The 22,746-nt window shown below is 22.4% G+C and carries 17 protein-coding genes and 3 tRNA genes; 5 read left to right on the top strand and 15 right to left on the bottom strand.

Going from position 1 to position 22,746, the window contains the following annotated elements; all coding sequences use genetic code 11:
* Positions 1-165: 165 nt before the first annotated feature.
* The 3 genes from rmuC (at position 166) to asnS (ending at position 3,800) form a co-directional block, all read left to right on the top strand.
* On the top strand, positions 166-1,485 hold the full coding sequence (gene rmuC, locus GJT87_RS01450; protein WP_168895645.1) for a DNA recombination protein RmuC: 1,320 nt from the start codon (positions 166-168) through the stop codon (positions 1,483-1,485).
* A 19-nt stretch (positions 1,486-1,504) separates the two neighbouring features.
* Complete coding sequence (locus GJT87_RS01455) at positions 1,505-2,296, top strand: TatD family hydrolase (RefSeq protein ID WP_168895646.1); 792 nt, start codon at positions 1,505-1,507, stop codon at positions 2,294-2,296.
* Positions 2,297-2,393: 97 nt separating this feature from the next.
* Entirely contained in the window at positions 2,394-3,800 is a 1,407-nt protein-coding gene (gene asnS / locus GJT87_RS01460; RefSeq protein ID WP_168895647.1) for an asparagine--tRNA ligase, read from the top strand.
* Here asnS and GJT87_RS01465 read toward each other — a convergent pair.
* The 13 genes from GJT87_RS01465 to GJT87_RS01525 form a co-directional block, all read right to left on the bottom strand.
* A complete protein-coding gene (locus GJT87_RS01465; RefSeq protein ID WP_168895648.1) occupies positions 3,797-4,465 on the bottom strand; it encodes an MBL fold metallo-hydrolase in 669 nt (222 codons plus the stop codon). The genes asnS and GJT87_RS01465 overlap by 4 nt on opposite strands.
* 54 nt (positions 4,466-4,519) lie before the next feature.
* A complete protein-coding gene (gene rpsA, locus GJT87_RS01470; RefSeq protein ID WP_168895649.1) occupies positions 4,520-6,184 on the bottom strand; it encodes a 30S ribosomal protein S1 in 1,665 nt (554 codons plus the stop codon).
* 292 nt (positions 6,185-6,476) lie between these two features.
* On the bottom strand, positions 6,477-7,763 hold the full coding sequence (gene aroA, locus GJT87_RS01475; RefSeq protein WP_168895650.1) for a 3-phosphoshikimate 1-carboxyvinyltransferase: 1,287 nt from the start codon (positions 7,761-7,763) through the stop codon (positions 6,477-6,479).
* A 39-nt stretch (positions 7,764-7,802) separates the two neighbouring features.
* Complete coding sequence (gene serC, locus GJT87_RS01480) at positions 7,803-8,897, bottom strand: 3-phosphoserine/phosphohydroxythreonine transaminase (protein WP_168895651.1); 1,095 nt, start codon at positions 8,895-8,897, stop codon at positions 7,803-7,805.
* 34 nt (positions 8,898-8,931) lie between these two features.
* Positions 8,932-10,050 (bottom strand): rod shape-determining protein RodA, encoded by a 1,119-nt coding sequence (gene rodA / locus GJT87_RS01485; RefSeq protein ID WP_168895652.1) that lies wholly within the window; start codon positions 10,048-10,050, stop codon positions 8,932-8,934.
* Between the two features lie 15 nt (positions 10,051-10,065).
* Entirely contained in the window at positions 10,066-11,934 is a 1,869-nt protein-coding gene (gene mrdA, locus GJT87_RS01490) for a penicillin-binding protein 2 (protein WP_281350643.1), read from the bottom strand.
* Positions 11,935-11,967: 33 nt separating this feature from the next.
* The gene (gene holA, locus GJT87_RS01495) at positions 11,968-12,993 is read right to left on the bottom strand and encodes a DNA polymerase III subunit delta (RefSeq protein ID WP_168895654.1); all 1,026 of its coding nucleotides are present in this window, start codon (positions 12,991-12,993) and stop codon (positions 11,968-11,970) included.
* A gap of 78 nt (positions 12,994-13,071) precedes the next feature.
* Positions 13,072-15,588 (bottom strand): class I tRNA ligase family protein, encoded by a 2,517-nt coding sequence (locus tag GJT87_RS01500; protein WP_168895655.1) that lies wholly within the window; start codon positions 15,586-15,588, stop codon positions 13,072-13,074.
* Positions 15,589-15,699: 111 nt separating this feature from the next.
* Complete coding sequence (gene ybeY, locus GJT87_RS01505; RefSeq protein ID WP_168895656.1) at positions 15,700-16,158, bottom strand: rRNA maturation RNase YbeY; 459 nt, start codon at positions 16,156-16,158, stop codon at positions 15,700-15,702.
* A 65-nt stretch (positions 16,159-16,223) separates the two neighbouring features.
* The gene (gene miaB, locus GJT87_RS01510; RefSeq protein WP_168895657.1) at positions 16,224-17,555 is read right to left on the bottom strand and encodes a tRNA (N6-isopentenyl adenosine(37)-C2)-methylthiotransferase MiaB; all 1,332 of its coding nucleotides are present in this window, start codon (positions 17,553-17,555) and stop codon (positions 16,224-16,226) included.
* A 51-nt stretch (positions 17,556-17,606) separates the two neighbouring features.
* Positions 17,607-17,679: transfer RNA gene (locus tag GJT87_RS01515), tRNA-Gln, on the bottom strand.
* A 10-nt stretch (positions 17,680-17,689) separates the two neighbouring features.
* Positions 17,690-17,775 (bottom strand) — tRNA-Leu (locus GJT87_RS01520).
* Positions 17,776-17,791: 16 nt separating this feature from the next.
* A tRNA-Met gene (locus tag GJT87_RS01525) sits at positions 17,792-17,865 on the bottom strand.
* Positions 17,866-17,966: 101 nt separating this feature from the next.
* Here GJT87_RS01525 and glnS point away from each other — a divergent pair.
* Positions 17,967-19,616 carry a glutamine--tRNA ligase gene (glnS, locus tag GJT87_RS01530; protein ID WP_168895658.1) on the top strand — a complete coding sequence of 550 codons (1,650 nt, stop codon included), beginning with the start codon at positions 17,967-17,969 and terminating at the stop codon, positions 19,614-19,616.
* Positions 19,617-19,677: 61 nt separating this feature from the next.
* Here glnS and fldA read toward each other — a convergent pair whose 3' ends face one another.
* A complete protein-coding gene (gene fldA, locus GJT87_RS01535; RefSeq protein WP_168895659.1) occupies positions 19,678-20,190 on the bottom strand; it encodes a flavodoxin FldA in 513 nt (170 codons plus the stop codon).
* Between the two features lie 27 nt (positions 20,191-20,217).
* Entirely contained in the window at positions 20,218-20,937 is a 720-nt protein-coding gene (locus GJT87_RS01540; protein ID WP_168895660.1) for an alpha/beta fold hydrolase, read from the bottom strand.
* Between the two features lie 132 nt (positions 20,938-21,069).
* Here GJT87_RS01540 and pgi point away from each other — a divergent pair, with 132 nt between their 5' ends.
* Positions 21,070-22,686, top strand: coding sequence for a glucose-6-phosphate isomerase (pgi, locus tag GJT87_RS01545; protein WP_168895661.1), 1,617 nt, complete (start codon positions 21,070-21,072; stop codon positions 22,684-22,686).
* Positions 22,687-22,746: the final 60 nt, after the last annotated feature.

Genomic DNA, 22,746 nt, shown 5'->3' on the forward strand with positions numbered 1-22,746 from the left:
ATAATAATTAACCCATATTTATTACGAAATGTCAACTAAAATATTAATTAAACAAGGTTTATATTTATAATGATATTGATAGATAATAGATTTATATTTCTTTTAATAGAAATATGTACACTAATAGTTTTTAAATTTCTGTATAAAAAACAATATATTTATTTTATGCATAAGTTATATCAAAAAAAAAAGATAATAAAAGAATATGTATCAAAAGAGCATAAATATGATTTAATAGAAAAAAAAATAGTGAAATATAAAGAAAAAAATATATTTTTAAAAATACAACTTAAAAAAGTTGAAATAATATGTATTAAAAATATAGAGAAATTAGAATATTTAAAATCTTGTCAAAAAGATAATATCAATTTTAAAAATATCATTTTACAACAAACAAATAAAATAGCGGAGTTAAAATCCGAAATTAAGATTCTAACTAATAAGTTGTATGATATCAAAAATTTTTTTTATCAAAAAGAAAAATTTATTACGGATAATTATAATAAATTATATGAACAATTTCAAAAATTAACTAAGAAAATTGACGAACAAAATAATAATGATATGATGCATAATTTATATCCTTTTAAAAAACAAATCGAAACATTTCAAAAAACAATTAAAGAAAATATACATAAAGAATCTATAGAACGTAATATTTTTATATATGAATTAAAAAAACTAAAAAAATTAAATATGCATATTTCACAAGAAGCTAATAATTTAACGCAAGCTTTAAAAGGTAATAATAAATTACAAGGTAATTGGGGTGAATTTATTTTAACAAAAATATTAGAAGAATCTGGTTTAAGACAAGGACATGAATATGAACTGCAAAAAAAAATATATATGATAGAACATGAAAAAACTTTACAACCCGATATAATTATTAAATTACCTAATAATAACAATATTATTATTGATGCTAAAGTAACATTAATATCTTATGAAAAATATTATAATAGTTATGATAAAATTATACGCAAACAAGCTTTAAATGAATATATTTTATCTATTAAAAATCATCTACGTTCATTAGATAATAAAAATTATCATGATTTATATAATGTTACATCATTAGATTATATCATAATGTTTATTCCTATAGAATCTGCATTTTTATTAGCTATTAATCATACACCTTCCATGCTATACGAAGCACTTAAATATAATATTATGATTACTAGTCCAACAACATTAATGATTGCATTAAAAACTATTTATAATTTATGGACTATAGAAAAAAAAAATGAGAATGCTATTTTATTAGCTAATAAAGCAACAAAATTATATAATAAAATTAAATTATTTATAGATGATATATTAACTTTTGAAAAAAAATTAAATAAATTACAACATAATTATAATATTATTATTAAAAAATTATTACAAGGAAGAAGTAATATTGTTACACAAGTGGAAAGTTTTAAAGATTTAGGTATTGAAGTTACTCAAAAAATTAATACAAATTTTATTAATAAATAAATTTTTGGAACAAAAACATATGTTTGATATTAGTGTTAATTTAACTCATATACGATTTAGTCGAGATAGAGAATTAGTAATTAATCGAGCAATACAAAATAATATAAATGGCATGTTAATTCTTGGAAGTACAATTCAAGATAGTAAATTAGCATATCACATTGCTACGAAATATGTATTTTGCTGGTCATCCGTTGGTGTACATCCTCATTATGCTAATTTATGGACAAAACATTCATCTCAAAAAATATCTTCCTTAATAGAACAGAATACTATTAAAATAATTATATTAGGAGAATGCGGTTTAGATTATTATAGAAACTATTCTACTGTAAAAGAACAATTATATGTTTTTAATGCACAATTAGAATTAGCTGCACAATATAATTTACCTGTATTATTGCATTGTCGTAATGCATTTAATGATTTTACTGCCATACTCAAAAAATGGATAGGCAAAATACCTGTATCAGTTATACATTGTTTTTCAGGAAATACATATGAATTAGAAACATGTTTAGACATGAATTTAGCTATTGGCATCTCAGAAACATTTTTTAATAAAAAATATCGTTCTTCATCATATAATGATATTTTTTTAATACCACAAAACAAACTTGTTACTGGATCTGATTCTCCATATTTATTATTTAAAGATAAATATCCTGATATTTACACAACATATAAAGGACGTAACGAACCTGCTTTACTATATAATTTAATAAAAAAAATTTCTTTATACAGAAATGAGGATATTTATATGTTGCAACATGTAACAGAACATAATGCACGTGTTTTATTACGTATTTAAAAAATTGCACATTATTATATATTTAATTAATATATTATAAAAAATAATAACAACATTACTATAGATTTTATTTATTAAAATTAAAGGAAYACTAATAATGGAATTATTAACTAATATCGTTGATATAATATCAGAAAAAATTACTGTTGATACTAAAATTATTATAAGAGGTTGGGTACGTTGTAAAAGACATTCTAAAAGTAATATATCTTTTATCGATGTATATGATGGTTCTTGTCCCCAAGATATTCAAGTTATCGCAAAAAAAAAAGATATTTATAACTATGATAATGAAATATTATTAATAACTACTGGATGTTCTATAAGCATTACGGGAAAACTTAGTTTATCACTTAAAAAAAAACAAAAATATGAAATATATGCAAGCAAAATAAAAATTGTAGGTTGGGTAAAAAATCCTGATACATATCCTATTTCAACTAAACAACATACTTTAGAATATTTACGAGAAGTTTCTCATTTACGTGCAAGAACTAAAACTATTAGTAGTATTATGCGTTTAAAACATCATATTATTATGTATATACAACACTTTTTACATAAAAAAAATTTTTTTTGGATACATACACCTATTATTACTACTTTAGATACTGAAGGATGTAGTAAAATGTTTAATATAACAACTTTAAAAAATAACAATATTATTCAAAATAATACTAATAATATAATAAAAAAACATAATTTCTTTAATAAAAAATCATTTTTAACAGTATCTGGACAGTTGCATTTAGAAACATACGCATGTGCAATGTCCAAAGTGTATACTTTTGGGCCAACGTTCAGAGCAGAAAATTCTAATACAACACGACATTTAGCTGAATTTTGGATGTTAGAAATTGAAATAGCATTTGCGACATTATTTGATATAATTCGTTTTATAAAAAAAATGTTACAATATGTTTGTAAAAAGATATTAATAAATAATCTTGATGAAATTAATTTTTTATCTTCTAAAACTAAACAAAATTTATTGGAAAAAATTAATAAGATTCAATTAAAAGAATATAATACTATAAAATATACAAAAGCTATAGATATTTTACAAGCAAGTAAAATATCAGGATTAAACAAAATTTCTTGGGGACAAGATTTATCTATAGAACACGAAAAATATTTAACAAACCAATATTTTAATAGCCCAGTTATTATATATAATTATCCTAAACATATTAAAGCATTTTATATGTATTTAAATACAGACAATAAAACCGTAGCTTCGATGGATATATTATTTCCTGGTATCGGAGAAATAATTGGCGGTTCACAAAGAGAACACAGAATTAATATTTTAGATCAAAGATTATTAGAAGAAAATTTAGATAAAACAAACTATTGGTGGTATAGAGATATAAGAAAATATGGTACAGTTCAACATTCTGGTTTTGGAATAGGATTTGAGCGGTTAGTATCATATTTAACCGGTATAAACAATATAAAAGATATTATTCCATATGCACGTACACCTCATAACGCATTATTTTAAATATAATCTATATTRTTATTTGTTAAAATTTTTATAATATATTGATTATATTTTTTTATTTTAAATAAATATATTGGTTTTTCGTGTCCTGGTAAAATTAAGGTTTGCGAATTTAAAGGTAAAATATATCGTTTTATTGATGTTAATAATTGTAAATAATTACTATAAGGAAAATCAGTTCTACCAATACTATTTGTAAATAGTATATCTCCAGATATTAAAATATTTGTTGTTTGATTATAATATATAACATGTCCTGGTGTGTGTCCTGGACAATGATATGCAATAAATAATATTTTCCCTAAAAAAATACTTTGTTTGTGTTGCACCCAATTATTATCTTTGTATATACAATATGGTAATTTAAAATACATAGCTTGTAATTTTAAATTTTTTATTAAAACAATATCATCTTCATGTGAACCTATTATCGGGATATGATATTTTTTAGATAAAACATATGCAGTACTAATATGATCTAAATGGCAATGCGTAATTAATATAATTTTAATAAGTAATTTATATTTACTTAATAAATAACTAATAATATTAGTAATATTACTACTATTACCTGGATCAATAATAGCTGCACACAATGTTTTTTTACACCATACTATATAACAATTTTGTTTAAACGATGTTAATCTAATTCTAATATAATACATATATTTTTATTTTTAATGAAAAACATATTTTATTAAGTTTATTAAAACATTTTTTTATTCACATTTAGCTGCTTTAAAAGCTTCTGTCATAACATTAGAAATTTTTTCAGTTTGTTTATTATTAATATGATGTTTAACAGATAATTCGATATCTTTTAAACGTAATTGTATGTGCACCACACGATTTTTTTTGTCTATAGAGTTTATTTTGCCTTCTATTTGTTCACCAATTTTAAAATATTTTTGTACATGCTGATTACTATAATTATCATGATCACTAAATTTAACATATCCAAGGATATTGTTACTTAATTGTATAGTTATAGTTTTATTTTTAATAACAATAATTTTGCCAATAACCGTATTATTTTGTTTAAATTTTTGATAATACAAATCTAAAGGATCATCTTGTAATTGTTTAATTCCTAATGATATTCTTTCACGTTCAGAGTCTACTTGCAATACAATGGCAGATATATTATCACCTTTTTTATATTGTTTAACAACTTCTTCACCATTTTGTTCCCAAGATAAATCTGAAATATGTACTAAACCATCTATACCGCCTGATAAACCAATAAAAATACCAAAATCTGTTATCGATTTTATTTTTCCTTGTACTTTTTCTCCTTTGTGATGTTTTTTAGCAAATAATAACCAAGGATTAACGGTGCATTGTTTAATTCCTAATGATATTCTTCTACGTTCTTCATCAATATCTAAGACCATTACTTCTACGTCATGATTAATTTGTACTTTTTTAGTAGGATGAATATTTTTATTCGTCCAATCCATTTCAGAAATATGTACTAAACCTTCAATACCATTTTCAATTTCTACAAAACAACCATAATCAGTTAAATTGGTTACTTTCCCTGTTAATTTAGTATTAATTGGATAACGTTTAGAAATAGAAATCCATGGATCTTCTCCTAGTTGTTTTAATCCTAAAGATACACGTGTTTTTTCTTTATCAAATTTTAAGATTTTAACAAATATTTCCTCACCTATACTAACTATTTCGCTAGGATGTTTCACTCGTTTCCAAGACATATCAGTAATATGTAATAAACCATCTACACCTCCTAAATCCACAAAAGCACCATAATCAGTTAAATTTTTTACTAAACCTTTAATTTTTAAACCTTCATTTAAACTATTAAGTAATTGTTCTCTCTCCGCGCTATTTTCAGATTCTATTACGGCTTTTCTGGAAACCACTACATTATTACGTTTTTGATCTAGTTTAATTACTTTAAATTCTAATTCTTTACCTTCTAAATGGAAACTATCTTTTATAGGTCTAATATCAACTAATGAACCTGGTAAAAAAGCACGTATACCATTTAAATCAACAGTAAACCCTCCTTTCACTTTGCCATTAATAATGCCATTAATATTAGTTTTACCTAATTGTGCTTTTTCTAATAACATCCAAGATTCGTATCTTTTAGCTTTTTCTCTTGAAAGAATAGTTTCTCCAAATCCATCTTCTATAGCATCTAAAGCTACATCAATAATATCTCCTTGTTTAATTTCTAATAAACCTTGGTTATTTTTAAATTGTTCTATAGGTATAGAAGACTCAGATTTAAATCCAGCATCAATTAATACCATATCTTTTTTTATAGAAATAACAGTTCCTTTAACAATCGAACCAATATTAGTAATTTGTTTTTTTATTGTTTTTTCAAATAATTGAGTAAAAGATTCAACCATATTATTAACTTTTTATTTTTTATTAATAATGCTTACATCATATTAAGTATTATTAAAAATAGAAAGCATAAAATTCCATTTTATGCATATATGATTATATATTTTTTACAAAAAAATATATAACTAATATATATTATTAGTTGCAATATTATGTATTTATCATATGAATATATATACATTAATAATTATTTATATATAGAGTTAATTTAACATAGAATAATATGTTTCTGCAACCATCTCATTAACTTTATATAAGATATAATAATTATGAATATTTTATTATTAATATTACTTATTTATATAAACTAATTTTTTTAAAATCTTTAAAATAATTAGGATATGTTTTTTTGATGCAATTAGGATTGATAATGTTAATTATAACATTAGATAATGCTAGTAATGAAAAACACATTGCCATACGATGATCATTATATGTTTCAATAGTAACTGGTAGTATTGTTATTGGCGGTTGTATACTAATATAATCTTTTCCCTCAACAACATACGCACCTGTTTTCCTTAATTCTATTGCCATTGCTGCTAAACGATCTGTTTCTTTAACACGCCAATTATAAATATTACTAATAATTGTAGTACCCCGTGCAAATAAACTTGTTACTGCAATAGTCATAGCAACATCGGGAATATGATTCATATCCATTTGTATTGCTTTTAATGTTTTGTTATATTGGCATGTAATATAGTTATTACCATAAAAAATTTTTGCGCCCATTTTTTTTAAAATAGAAACATATTGTATATCTCCTTGTATGCTATGTTTATCAATATTATATAATGTCACAGTACCACCTTTTATGGCAGCTGCTGATAAAAAATAAGAAGCAGAAGAAGCATCACCTTCAATAATATATTCTCCTGGAGAACAATATTTCTGATTCCCATGAATAATAAATTTTTGATAATTATCATTATGAATCATAACACCAAATTTTTCCATTAATGCTATAGTAATATCAATATATGGTTTAGAAACTAGATTATTTTTAATATAAATTACCGTATTATGTTTAAGCAAAGGAGATATTATTAATAAAGATGTTAAAAATTGACTAGAAATTGAACCATCGATAATTAATTGTTTTTTACCTAAAAAACCTCCATATAATTTTAATGGTGGATAATTTTGTTTTTCTAAATAAATAATTTTAGCTCCGCCAGATCTTAAAACATCAACCAAATGTTTTATAGGTCGTTCTTTCATTCTAGAATCGCCAGTTATTGTAATGTTACACTGAATATTAAGTGATAATATTGCAGTTAATGGTCTCAATACTGTCCCTGCATTACCTACATATAACATATTATTTTTAGTATTAAAAATACCATTATTACCAAGAATATAACAATTATTGTTTGTAATTTGGATATTAATCCCACACATTTTTAATGATTGTATCATATAACGTGTATCATCACTCTCTAATAAATTTATTAAATTAGTTTTCCCTTTTGCTAAAGATGCTAATAGTAATGCTCTATTAGATATACTTTTCGATCCTGGTAATGTTACAACACCATGAATTTTTTTAATAGGATATAAAGTTAATATTTTTTTCATGATTAATTTTTTGTTGTATTATTTTACCCATTATAACATTTATGTATATAACTTTTCAAAAGTATTCATGCAATATTCTAATTTTTGTATACCTTCTAAAGGCATAGCATTATATATGGAAACTCTAATACCTCCTATAGCACTATGTCCTTTTAAAAATAATAGTCCTTCTTTTTTTGTATATTTTAAAAATAGCTGTTCAAGATGAATATTAGGCAAAGTAAAAACAATATTAGTTAAAGATCTATTTTGTGGATTAATATTATTATTATAAATATTACTCTGATCTATCACATTATATATAATTGATGCTTTTTGTTGATTAATACTATATATTTTTGTCATGCCTTGTGTTTTTAACCATTTTAATACTAAACTAGTAATATATAATGAAAATGTTGGAGGTGTATTAAACATAGAATTATGTTGAGCGATAATATTATAATTAAGAGCCGATGGTAATTCTTTTCTTTTGTAATATGTATTATTAGTTAACAAATCTTTACGTATAATAATAAATGTCAAACCAGATGGTCCAATATTTTTTTGTGCACTTGCATAAATAAGTCCATAATTTTTTATTTTAATTTTTTTAGTTAAAATATAAGAAGATAAATCAGCAATAATAATTTTATTATTAATTTTGATATCTTCATTAATTGCAATTCCTTCAATAGTTTCATTAGGACATAAATGTATATATTTAGTTTGATTAAATAAATTCCATTCTGTTATTGGTTTAATATAATGTATTTTTTTTTTTTTTCCTCGTACATTAATAATGTATGGTATACAATATTTTTTTGCTTCTTCTATAGCTTTATCAGACCAAAATCCAGTATGTATATATTCAGCATGTTCATGATAATCTAATAGATTCATAGGGATAGCAGCAAATTGTGTTCTTGCTCCTCCTTGACAAAATAAAATATCATAATTTTCTGGTATATTCATTAATTCTCTAAAATCATCTTTTAAAACATTTATTAATTTCATAAAATATGTACTACGATGACTAATTTCCATAACAGATACATGTAAATTATGCCAATTTAATAGTTCTTTTTTAACTTGCTGCAAAACTTCATGTGGTAATATTGCCGGACCAGGACTAAAATTAAATATTTGATTCATAAATAGCAATTCCTATATAAATAATTTCATAAATTTATAAAACATAACGTTTTATTACATCATCTGTATGTGTATATAAAGACATAATAATACCAAAATTAATCATAAACATAATTAATGAAGTACCACCATAACTTAATAATGGTAATGGAATGCCAACTATAGGTAATAAGCCACTAACCATACTGATATTTATAAAAATACAACTAAAAAAAAGTAACATCATACTATATATCACAATTTGTTTTAAGATATTTGGTGTGTGCATAGCTAAAATGATTCCTCGTAATATTAATAATATATATGTAAATATTAAGAAAAAAACACCTACAAAACCAAATTCTTCTGCTATAACAGAAAAAATAAAATCAGTATATTTTTCTGGTAAAAATTTTAGTTGTGTTTGTGTACCATGCAACCAACCTTTACCAAACCAACCACCAGACCCAATAGCAATTTTAGATTGTAAAATATGATAACCTGCACCTAAAGCATCTTTTTCAGGATTTAATAGAATTAATATTCTAGTTCTTTGATAATCATGCATAATAAAAAACCATAATATTGGCAAACAAATAGATATTAATATCAAACTCATAATAATTAAACGCCAAGATAGTCCTGATAAAAATAAAATAATAGTACTTGATAAAATGATTAAAATTGCAGTACCTAAATCTGGTTGTTTAATAACTAAAAAAGTTGGTATAACAATAATAATGATACTAATAATAAAATTTTTTATATTTATCATATAATTAATTTTATGTAAACGATAAGTTAAAAACAATGGTATAACAGTTTTACTAATTTCAGACGGTTGAAATTTCATAAAACTTATTTTTAACCATCTTTTAGCTCCATTAATAGGGATGCCAGTGAAATATACTACTAATAATAGTATTATAAAAATTATATATAATATAAAAATATTTTTAAAAAAAAAATTTGGAGGTATTTGTGCAACTAATAACATGATAATAAAACCAATACATATTTGTATAATTTTATTATATAAAATATTTTTATTTTGACCAGATGCACTCCAKATCGCAAAAATACTAAAGAATAATAATAAACTAATAAGAAACATAAAAACTATATCTATATGTAATTTTTTATGTATGTAATTTAAAATATTTTGTTTGTACATAATGTTATTTATATATTAAATGTTAAAATCTTTATGATGTTGAAAAATATAGTCAAAAATTTTTCTAATTAAATGTCCTAGAATGATTTCGCGATTATTATGATTTTCTATGACAATAGAAATGGCAACTGTGGGATTATTTATAGGTGCAAAAGCAATAATTAATTTATGATCACTTAATTTATTTTGTAATCTTTGCACATTATTAATATGTTTATTTTTTAAATTATAAACTTGTGCTGTTCCTGTTTTTGCAGCTATTTTATATTTTGCTCCTCTAAAATATATATACATTGTTCCACGACGCGTATGTGCTACTCTATACATTCCTTGTTTAACAAGATGCCAGAATTGTTTATTAATATTATTAATAATTTTAATAGGTTTTGGTTGTATAGAACATTTATTATTATTAATCTTCAGAGATTGTAAAATATGTAATTTTTTTAAAACACCATTATTAATTAGTATTGTAAGCATTTTATTTATTTGTATGGGAGTAGCATTCCAATAACTTTGTCCAATACCTACAGAAATAGTATCCCCTATATGCCATTGTATATGTTTTTTTTTTGTTTCTACATATTTATTTGGTAGATTACCAGGAATTTCATTATTTAAATCAATATTAGTTTTACGTCCAAAACCAAATTGAGACATCCAATAAAATATTTTATCAATACCCATATTATAAGCAACTTTATAGAAAAAAACATCAGAAGATTCTGTTAAAGCATGAACAATATTAATATATCCATGTCCATAACGTTTCCAATCTTTAAATAATTGATGTTGCATAGGTATTTTCCACCATCCAGGATCAAAAATAATAGTATGTGGATTAACAATACCTTCAGTTAATGCAGCTATAGCTAAATAAGGTTTTACTGTAGATGCTGGAGGATATATTCCTTGTGTTACTCTATTCAGTAAAGGTTTATGAGGATTATTTTTTAATATGTTAAATTGTTTTTGTGTAATGTTATGACTAAAAAGATTAGGATTAAAAGTTGGATTAGAAATTAATGCTAAAACATCCCCATTTTGGGGATTACTAATAATAATTGCTATACGATAATTTGATATTAATGATGTAATATATTTTTGTAATTTAACGTCTAACGTAAGATAAATATCATTACCATTGCGGGCATGTTGAATAATATTTTGATATATAATATGTCCTTTATTATTCATAATATTTTTTTTATAACCTATTTTACCATGCAAAATATTTTCATAATATTGTTCTATCCCAACTTTCCCTACAAAAGGTATGTTGTTAATATGATAATCTGCATCAATGTTACTAATATTATTTTCTGCAGACATTCGTGTTACATAACCTACTGTATGTGCAAATAATGATCCAAAAGGATATAAACGTTTCATATATGTTTGTAAATATACCCCAGGTAATCTATATTTATTGGCTACAAACATAGCTATCTGTTTTTCATTTAAATTTTTCATTAAAACTATAGGAATAGTATCATTATTTCTATGTTTTTTCTTAAGATTATTAATCTCATTAATATTAATGGTGATATTCAATATTTTTTTTAAAATAAATGTTGTATTTTGAATATTAGTCATATTTCTTGGAATAATTATTAATTGATAATATGCCTGGTTAATAGCTAAAGGGATATTATTTCGATCATAAATAAAACCTCTATTAGGAATAATTTTAACTAATTTACTATAATTATTTTGTGAAGCTATATTATATTTTTGAAATAATGTTATTTGTAAATAATATAAATTATACAGTAATATTATTACTAATAATATAGAAATCATACATGCTAATAATATTCTATTTAAGAATGTTTTGTAATGTGATGCTTTATAACTGTGAAATATATATTTATTAAATTTCATTATCTATAAAATTATTATTTATTGTAATATTATTCATATAAATAAAAAAACTAATTTTTCCAAATCTATCCAAAAATATTTTTCACAATATAAATTAATATTATGATTTTTAATGTTTATTTCCATGTCAGATAATAATTTTATACACAAATATATTTTCTCTATTGTAATAGAAGGTAATAATTGTATAAAAATATTATACTTGTATTGGGGTATATATAAATTTTTTAATGAATTATTATTCATAATATTTTTTTTTATCAACATTAAACATATCATATCATGTGATAAATTTTTTATAATAAAAATGGGGTTGTATTTATGCAATTTTATCTTATGTATAATACATAAACTTTTATATACTTGTTTAGCTAAAATAGCATCAAGTAAATTATCATATTTGATAAGAATAAATGTATTTGTATAAAAAGATAATTGTTTTACTGTAACTATTTTTTTTTGACTTAAATTTATATTTAAAAGTATTTGATTTAATAATGATAAATTATTGTTGTAAAAAGTATACATTAAATCAATAGCATCATTATTTATATGTAGATCTAATGTTTTACATCTTAATATTAACCATTTTTTAAATTGTGGATAATTTAATGTAACACACAAAATAAATTTAATATATGATGATACTAGGTTTATATTATTTATCATATATTTCTTATATATATTACATTTCATAATATTATGTATTTCTATAATTAATATTATTTTATCATGTAAAAATGATAATAATTTTTGTATATATTTGATATTTTTAACAACATCACTTTTGTTTAAAAAAATAATGTTAATTATTTTTTTAGTAAAAAATAAATTTAAACAACAAAATTTAGTGAATATACTTGTCCAATTAGTATTAGCATCAATAATAATAGTAATATGTTCTTGATATTGTTGTCTGCGTAATATTAAAAATAATTTTTTTATATATTCTTTAATATGATAAAAATCGCTACCTATAACAACATAACAGAGATACTTTATGCGAGTCTTATTTAGGTTTAAACAACTATTTTYTTTTAAGTTAATGAAGTCTAACATAAAAAATATTCTTTTACAATATGAATAATATTAATAGTATTTGGTTAAAAATAACATATATTTTTCATAAATAATACTTTATTTTATAGTAACAATATTAAATATTTTTTTATATATATATATAGTTTTGATGATTGTTATTTTTGTAAGATATTTAGATATTTTATTATTTTTATATACTATTTGTTTAATTTTTTTTTTATTATCGGCATCTATTATTGGAATAGTTATCACATATTTTTTTTTCCCGTTAATTTGGATTACCAAATTAAATGTAACAGTAAACTGGTTACTCTTTATCGGAAAAAATTTTGGCCATGGTAAAAAATCAATACTTTTATTACCAAAATATTCTAACAAAACATAACTAAAATGCGGAGTAAATGGATATAATAATTTTAAAATTGTATTTAATGCATAATATATTATATTATAATCTATTAGATTATTTATATGATATTTCATCATATAATTCACTAAAGACATAATAGAAGATATTGCTGTATTAAATATTTGACGTTCATGTATATCATTAGATACTTGTTGTATTGTCTTATTAATTATATTATGTAATTCAAATTGTCTTTGATCATAATTATTAGATAATTGTGTAATATTAAAAGATATACTAATATCATATGGTAATAAACGATATTGATAAATAAAACGCCATAATTTTTTTAAAAACTTAAACATCCCATTTATACCTGATTCTCTCCATTCCAATGATATTGTTGGTGGTGCTGCAAACATTAAAAATAAACGCAAAGTATCTGCACCATATTTTTTAATCATACTATTAGGGTCAACACCATTTTTTTTTGACTTAGACATTTTTAACATTTTATGTCTTATTAGTATTCTATTTTTATTATCTCTAAAAATTTTATTTTGATTATTTTTATCATATTTTACATGTACATTTTTATAACTAACCCATTTTTTATGATGATTATCATCAATATAATAAAAAGCATCTGATAAGACCATTCCTTGACATAATAAATTTTTTACAGGTTCATCATTATATACTAAACCTAAATCTCGCATTAATTTATGGAAAAAGCGTAAATAAATTAGATGCATCGTAGCATGTTCTATACCACCAATATATTGATTTACTGGTAACCAGTATTTAATATCATCAGGATTTAATATTCCTTTATTATGATTGGGACAAGTATATCTTGCATAATACCAAGAAGATTCAATAAAAGTATCAAAAGTATCTATTTCTCTTTTAGCATATTGACCATTATAATTATAATTAAACCATGTAAGATCTATAATTTTTTTTTGATTATAATCATACTTTTTATATTGTTCGAACAAATATTTAGGGAAAATTATTGGTAAATCTTGTTTTTTTAAAGGTATAATATTCCCATTAGTCAATGTAATTACTGGTATTGGTGTGCCCCATAAACGTTGTCTAGAAATACACCAATCGTTTAAAGAATAATATATTTTTTGTTGGAAAAATAATGGTTCCATATTCGATTTAACATGACTTGAATTAAATAAATAATTAACATTATTTTTTACATATGTTATTAAATTATATTTATGTGCAATAACATGATCTTCAGAATTATATAAAGGTGTTCCAATACATGCTTTAATATTATGGGGCATAACATTAACTATAATAATAGGAATTTTATTATTTAAATGATCTATAATAAACAAATTACTATGAATAAAAGATAATGTATTATGTTTTGATGATGTTTGATAAATATACATATCTAGAAATTTTTTTACTGTTAAATTGTATGCAGATATTTTTTTACAAAAATCATGTCGTAATGATAGTTTTATAAAACTAATATTATGCATATATTGTTTTTTTTGTATAAAAACTTTTAATATGGTATTAGTTTTATATATTTTATAATTAATTTCTATACCTTCTTTTTTACCTATCCAATTTTGTTGCATGCATTTAACTTGTTTAGGCCAACCATTTAATTTATTTAAACCAGATAATAGTTCTTCAGCATAATTAGTAATTTTTAAAAACCATTGTAACATTTGTTTAAGTTTTATAGTATTACCACAACGCCAACAAGTATTTTTATAAACTTGTTCGTTCGCTAATACTGTTTTATCATGAGAACACCAATTTACTATTGTATTTTTTTTATATACCAGTCCTAATCTATATAATTTTAAAAATAACAATTGTTCCCAACGATAATATTGAGCATTACATGTAGTAATTTCACGATTCCAATCAAAACTAAAACCTAGAAATTTTAATTGTTGTTTCATGTATTGTATATTTTGTTTTGTCCATATATCAGGAGATGTTTTATGATTTATTGCCGCAATTTCTGCTGGCAGTCCAAATGCATCCCATCCTATAGGATGTAAAACATTTTCACCCAACATACGATGATAACGAGCAATAACATCACTAATAGTATAATTACGTACATGACCCATATGTAAATTACCTGAAGGATAAGGTAACATGGATAAACAATAAAATTTTTTTTTATTATAATCAATATCTACATGAAAAGTATTATGTTTATCCCATTGTTTTTGTACATATTGTTCCACATTATGTGGATAATATTCTTTTTCCATATCATGTAATCCTATAAAAATTTTATGGTTATTCTATTAATTATATGACTTATTATAAGGATTATTAATATTACTTATAGCATTTGAAAAAATAAGTATGATTGTATAATATTATTTTTTATAAGGATTTTGATATCCTAAAATATGTAAAAGATCAATTTCTTGATTTTCCATGATATTAGCATTATATTCATTATCATGGTCAAATGTAAATAAGTGTAATATGCTATGAACTATTAAATGTGCATAATGTTCTATAATTTTTTTATGATATTGTATTGTTTCTTCATATATTATATCTGGACATAATATAATTTCTCCTAAAAATAGTCTTTTGTTTTTATGTATTTTACTAGGAAAACTTAAAACGTTTGTAGTTTTATTTATCTTGAGAAATTTATAATTTAACATTTTTATATATTTTTGATTAACAATACATATTGTAATTTCAATAGATTTTTTTATTAGATAAGGCAAAATAATATCTAACCAATGGTATAATATACTTTTTACTGGTATAAAAGCATCACATTTATGGTAAGAGTAATAATGTAGAATAATTTTTTGCATATTTATATACTAAATAAAATAATTTTCATTATAATTAAAGTTGGATATATAATGACAGAAAAAATTTAATGTATGCTAATAAATGTAGCATATAAAGTATACAAATAAAAACTATCAATATATACATTTACAATTTTACCCATACAATTATATGAACTTTTGAAAAAAACAATTCTATTATTTTCTGTTTTGCCAAAAAAATATTTGTTATGTTTAGATATTCCTTCTACTAAAACAGTTTGTATAGAATGCAACATATATGAACTAAATTTTTTTGTTTGTTGTTGGATATAATCTTGCAAGATATATAATCTGCGTTTTTTTTCTTGTAAACTAACATTATCTACCATTCTACTAGAAACAGTACCAGGTCTAGCAGAATATATAAAACTATAACTCATATCAATGTCCATATCTATAATGAATTGTATTGTTTTATTAAAATCTTCTTGTGTTTCGCCAGGAAAACCTACTATAAAATCAGAACTAATATGAATGTTAGGTCTGATTTTTTTTAGTTGGTATATAATATTTTTATATTGTGTTAAAGAATATCTTCGTTTCATTAAAGATAAAATTTTTTCTGAACCACTTTGTACTGGCAAATGTAAAAAATTTACTAACTGTGGTATTTTACCATATACATTAATTAAATCTTGAGTAAAATCCTGAGGATGACTAGTAGTATATCTAATTCTATAGATACCTTTAATATGTGAAATCATAATTAATAATTTATCAAAGGTAACAATATCATTATTATTATCTATATATTTATAAGAATTAACATTCTGTCCTAATAAATGTATTTCTTTAATGCCTTGCATAATTAATTGTTGTATTTCTAATAATATATCTTTATATGGTCTACTAATCTCTTTACCTCTTGTAAAAGGCACAATACAATATGTGCAATATTTATTACATCCTTCTATAATAGTAACATAAGAAGTATATTTAGTAGTTTTAATAACTGGTAAATAACTAAATTTTTCAGTTTTAGGAAAACTAATATCGATTAATTTTTTTTTAAAATTATATACATCTTGTATCATTTTTGGTAATCTATGTATTGTTTGTGGACCAAAAATAATATCTACGTAATGAGCTCTTTTAAAAATTTTTTCACCTTCTTGTGCAGCCACACATCCACCAACACATATAATAATATTAGGGTTGCCTTGTTTCAAAATTTTCCATCTTCCTAATTGATGAAATAGTTTTTCTTGAGCTTTTTCTCTTATAGAACATGTATTTAATATAAATATGTTAGCATGTTTTGCTGTCGTAACAATATCATAATTTAGTTCTTTACTAATGTAATGTGATAACTTGGTAGAATCATATGTATTCATTTGGCAACCCCAAGTTTTAATATATACTTTATTGCGAGGCATAGTTATTATAATATTTTTATATGTGTTAAACTATTAATAATCAATAATATTCTGGGGTACCTGGATTTGAACCAGGGAATGCCGGTATCAAAAACCGGTGCCTTAACCACTTGGCTATACCCCAAAAATAATCTTACGGAAGACGAGACTTGAACTCGTATACTATTTATAAATAGCCAGAACCTAACTCTGGTGCGTCTACCTATTCCGCCACTTCCGTAAAAATAAATATATAATAGCTATGATGGGACTCGAACCCATAATCTCAGCGTTATGAGTGCTGTGCTCTAACCACTTAAGCTACATAGCTTTATATAACGATTTTATACATACATTATGAAGTATATACAAGCATAACGTCAACTAATTTTATTAAAAAAAATACTGTTTTCTTAAATCGAGTATAATAATATGAATAATTATCATAATTATGAAAAAAATTTTATTTTTAAAATAATAAAAAATGATATTGCAAATAAGAAATATCATTTAGTACATACACGATTTCCTCCTGAACCTAATGGTTATTTACATATTGGACATTTAAAATCTATATGTTTAAATTTTTTTATTGCTGAATATTTTCAAGGTAAATGTAATTTAAGAATTGATGATACAAATCCTTCTAAAGAAAATATAAAATATGTCGAACAAATTAAACAGGATTTAATTTGGTTAGGGTTTAAGTGGTGTAATAATATTAAATATACATCAGATTATTTTGATAATATTTATCAATATGCTATAGAGCTAATTAAAAAAAATTTAGCATATGTTGATGAATTAAATACAGATGATATTACTAAATATCGGGGCACATTATCTAATCCTGGAGTTGATAGTCCATATAGAAATCGCAGTATTCAAGAAAATTTATTTTTATTTAACAAAATGTTTTTAGGCTGTTTTAAAGAAGGTGATGTATCTTTAAGAGCTAAAATTGATATGCGATCAAATGTAATTCTTATGAGAGATCCAGTATTATATCGTATTAAGTATATTACACATTATAAAACAGGTAATAAATGGTGTATATATCCTACATATGATTTTGCACATTGTATATCTGATGCATTAGAAGGTATTACACATTCTTTATGTACATTGGAATTTCAAGATAATCGTATATTGTATAATTGGATTTTACAAAATATTAATATCCAAAATAAACCAAAACAATATGAATTTTCTAAATTAAATATAGAATATGCTCTTCTTACAAAAAGAAAGATAAATATTTTATTAAAAAATAAAATTATTAATAGTTGGGATGATCCACGCTTATTTACTATTTCTGGATTACGTAGAAGAGGTTATACAGCTTCTGCATTAAGAAATTTTTGTTATAATGTAGGTGTAACAAAACAAAATAATTTAATAGAAATTACATATTTAGAATCATATATACGTAATGAATTAAATCAAAATGCTGTCAGAAGAATGGCAGTGTTGCGTCCATTAAAACTTATTATAGTTAATTTTCCTCAAAATATTCAATATATTAAATTAACTGCTCCTAATCATCCAAATGATTTATCTAAAGGATATCGAGATATTTTTTTTACAAAAGAAATTTATATAGATAAAACAGATTTTTTAGAACATGATAAAAAAAATTGCAAAAAACTTATTTTAGGTCATGAAATACGTTTGAGATATGCTTATGTTATTAAAGCAATAAAAATTTTAAAAGATGCACATAATAATATTATTTGTTTATATTGTAATTATGATATGCATACTTTAGGAATTAAACTTAATAAATTAAGAGGTGTAAAAGGTGTTATACATTGGATTTCTACATCTTACGCAATAAAAGCATATTTTTATATATATGATTATTTATTTACACAGAAAAATATTAATTACCTTAAAGATATTTTATCAGTTGTTAAAAAAAAAACCTTAATACGATATTATGGTTTTATCGAGCAGAATATATTATATGATTTAAAATTTACTAAACATTTTCAGTTTGAAAGAGAAGGATATTTTTTTTTAGATATGAAAAATAAAAAACATCAAATAATATTTAATAGAATTACAACATTAAAAAAATAAGTTTTTGTATTACAAAAAATCAATTATACGGTCATATATAATTGATTTTTAAACATTTATTTTATAATTGTAATTCTTTTAACAACTGTGTTATCCATTGTTTAACACGAATATCTGTCAATTCAGATTGTCTATCCTCATCAAGTGGTAAGCCAACGAAATAATCTTTATTTTTTAAACTTTTCGTTTTACGATAAAAATATCCATTATTAGGCCAATATCCAATAATATTTCCTTTATTTTTTTTAACAATATCGTATATAACACGTAAGGCATCACAAAAATATTCACCATAATCTTCTTGATCACCACAACCAAATAAAGCAATTTTTTTATTTTGAAAATTAATTGTTTGCAATAAAGGTATAAAATTATCCCAATCATATTGTAAATCACCATAATACCATGTTGGTATGCCAAAGAATAGAATATTAAAAGATTCAATATCTGTTTTTTTTGTGTTAGCAATATTAAATATACTAACATGTTGATCATTTAAATAATTATATATTTTATAAGCAATATTTTCAGTATGACCAGTATCGCTTCCAAAAAAAATACCTATTTTAGACATATATATTCTCCTTAAATTCTTTTAATATTATTGTTCAAGAAAAATTAATATTTGTCGCAATACAACATCTGTATGGGTTATATACATAAAATGTCCTGCATTAATATTATATATAATAGCAGACGGAAATTGTGTAAATATTGCTTTATAATATTCAATTCTAATATAATTAGATTGTTTCCCTTTTAAAAACATAATTTTTCCTAACCACGGATGTATTAAATTCCAACCAGAAATATTACAATATTGTTGTTGTATAAAAAACCAATTAAATTCCCATTGTCCATTATTAAACATATTTAATAATATATTAATCATATCGTAATCCATAATATATAGTTTCATAATATTATATGCTTGTATTTTAGTAGTAATATTCATATCATGTATTTTTTTAAAAGATAAAAAAATATTTTTAAAAGAAAAAATATACGCTATAGGTGCAATATCTAAAATAATGATTTTATGAATCATATTTTTTAAGAAAATAGTTAAATACATAGCAACTTTACCACCCATAGAATATCCAATTAAAATTACTTTTTTATTAATATTTAAAAAATGTAATGTTTCAATAACATCATAAGCCATAATACTATATCTCATATCCATATCATTAATAGATTGGCCATGATTACGTAAATCTAGTAAAATAATGGGATAATTTAATTTTTGTTTTAATAAATAACCTAATTCAAGCAAACTATTTTTATTACCAAATAATCCGTGTAATATAATAATAGTCATTATGTTATTTTTATTATTTGTATAATTTAATATTTTGTGTGATAAAATCATATACTTTTAAAGCATCAAAAACCTAATTATGTTATTATATATAACAATTTTACTTATATAAATAAATATGCATAATATTATATGAAAAATATTAATCCTACTAAAACTATATCTTGGAAAGCATTACAGAATCATATATATGATATGGAACATATAACTCTGACACAACTTTTTCAACAAGATAAAAAAAGGTTTTCAAATTTTTCTATCAATTTTGAAAACAAAATTTTATTTGATTTTTCTAAAAATATTATTAATCATAAAACTATGCATTATTTAACAAATTTAGCCAAAGAAATGAATTATCTTGATGCTATACATGACATGTTTTATGGGGGAAAAATCAATAAAACAGAACAACGTTCAGTTTTACATATAGCATTAAGAAACTATAATAATAATGATTTCTTATTACAAAATCATAATATTTATAATAATATAAATGTTACTTTAAAAAAAATTAAGAATATATCTAATAATATTATTCATGGTATTTGGAAAGGATATACTAATCAACCTATAAAAAATATTATTAATGTCGGTATTGGAGGCTCTCATTTAGGACCATTAATGACAATAGAAGCTTTAAAAAATTATCGAAATCATTTAAATATATATTTTATATCTAGTTTAGATGCCATGCAATTAATTAATATTTTTAAAAAAATTAAACCTGAAAATAGTATTTTTATTATTTCTTCTAAAACATTTACCACACAAGAAACAATAACAAATGCTTTATGTATAAAAGAATGGTTTATAGATAATAAATCAAATATTAATATTGATGAAATCATGCAAAAACATTTTATAGGTATTACTGCTAATACTAATAATGCCATTAACTTTGGTATTCCATATGATAATATATTGCCAATCTGGGAATGGGTAGGCGGAAGATTTTCTTTATGGTCATCTATTGGTTTAATTATATCATTATCTATAGGATTTAAACATTTTAAACATTTATTAGATGGTGCTGCGAAAATGGACCATCATTTTTTTTACAGTGATATTACACAAAATATGCCTATTATTATGGCTTTAATTAGTATTTGGTATAATAATTTTTGGAATACTGAAACTGAAGCTTGCATACCATACTGTTATAATATGCGTTTTTTAATAAAATATTTACAACAGTTAAATATGGAATCAAATGGAAAATCTATAGATAAAATAGGTAATGATATTACTTATCAAACTAGTCCTATTATATGGGGTGATATAGGTACTGATGGGCAACATTCATTTTTTCAATTATTACATCAAGGTACTAAAATGATACCATGTGATTTTATTGCTCCTGTTATACCTGCTATATATGTAAAAAATATTCATAATAAACTAATAGCTAACTATATTGCACAAACTAAAACACTAGCTTTTGGTAATATTCATGGAGAAGATAGTAATCAAAATATATATCAAAAATGTACTGGAAATCATCCAAGTAATTCTATTTTTATAAAAAAAATTACTCCATACAATTTAGGTCTATTAATAGCTTTATATGAACATAAAATTTTTATGCAAGGAGTTATTTTAAATATTTTTTCTTTTGATCAGTGGGGTGTAGAATTAGGTAAAAAATTTGCTACCTTAATATTAGATGATTTGCACAACGACACACTTAGTATTCATAAATATGATGTTTCTACTAACGGATTAATTAATTTTTATAAATCATTTTTATAAAAATTCTTACTTTATATTAATAAAAATTAATTAATCGTTTTTTATACATTAAGTTATTTT

The organism is Enterobacteriaceae endosymbiont of Macroplea mutica (assembly GCF_012571345.1).
Classification (GTDB): domain Bacteria; phylum Pseudomonadota; class Gammaproteobacteria; order Enterobacterales; family Enterobacteriaceae.

Bases quoted from the DNA above. Each gene is read 5' to 3' on its own strand.
- serC (WP_168895651.1), bottom strand. From the start codon at position 8,897: ATGAATCAAATATTTAATTTTAGTCCTGGTCCGGCAATATTACCACAT.
- mrdA (WP_281350643.1), bottom strand. From the start codon at position 11,934: ATGAAATTTAATAAATATATATTTCACAGTTATAAAGCATCACATTAC.
- aroA (WP_168895650.1), bottom strand. From the start codon at position 7,763: ATGAAAAAAATATTAACTTTATATCCTATTAAAAAAATTCATGGTGTT.
- GJT87_RS01455 (WP_168895646.1), top strand. From the start codon at position 1,505: ATGTTTGATATTAGTGTTAATTTAACTCATATACGATTTAGTCGAGAT.
- GJT87_RS01540 (WP_168895660.1), bottom strand. From the start codon at position 20,937: ATGACTATTATTATATTACACGGATTATTTGGTAATAAAAATAGTTTG.
- asnS (WP_168895647.1), top strand. From the start codon at position 2,394: ATGGAATTATTAACTAATATCGTTGATATAATATCAGAAAAAATTACT.
- miaB (WP_168895657.1), bottom strand. From the start codon at position 17,555: ATGCCTCGCAATAAAGTATATATTAAAACTTGGGGTTGCCAAATGAAT.
- rmuC (WP_168895645.1), top strand. From the start codon at position 166: ATGCATAAGTTATATCAAAAAAAAAAGATAATAAAAGAATATGTATCA.
- GJT87_RS01500 (WP_168895655.1), bottom strand. From the start codon at position 15,588: ATGGAAAAAGAATATTATCCACATAATGTGGAACAATATGTACAAAAA.
- fldA (WP_168895659.1), bottom strand. From the start codon at position 20,190: ATGTCTAAAATAGGTATTTTTTTTGGAAGCGATACTGGTCATACTGAA.
- ybeY (WP_168895656.1), bottom strand. From the start codon at position 16,158: ATGCAAAAAATTATTCTACATTATTACTCTTACCATAAATGTGATGCT.
- pgi (WP_168895661.1), top strand. From the start codon at position 21,070: ATGAAAAATATTAATCCTACTAAAACTATATCTTGGAAAGCATTACAG.
- rpsA (WP_168895649.1), bottom strand. From the start codon at position 6,184: ATGGTTGAATCTTTTACTCAATTATTTGAAAAAACAATAAAAAAACAA.
- glnS (WP_168895658.1), top strand. From the start codon at position 17,967: ATGAATAATTATCATAATTATGAAAAAAATTTTATTTTTAAAATAATA.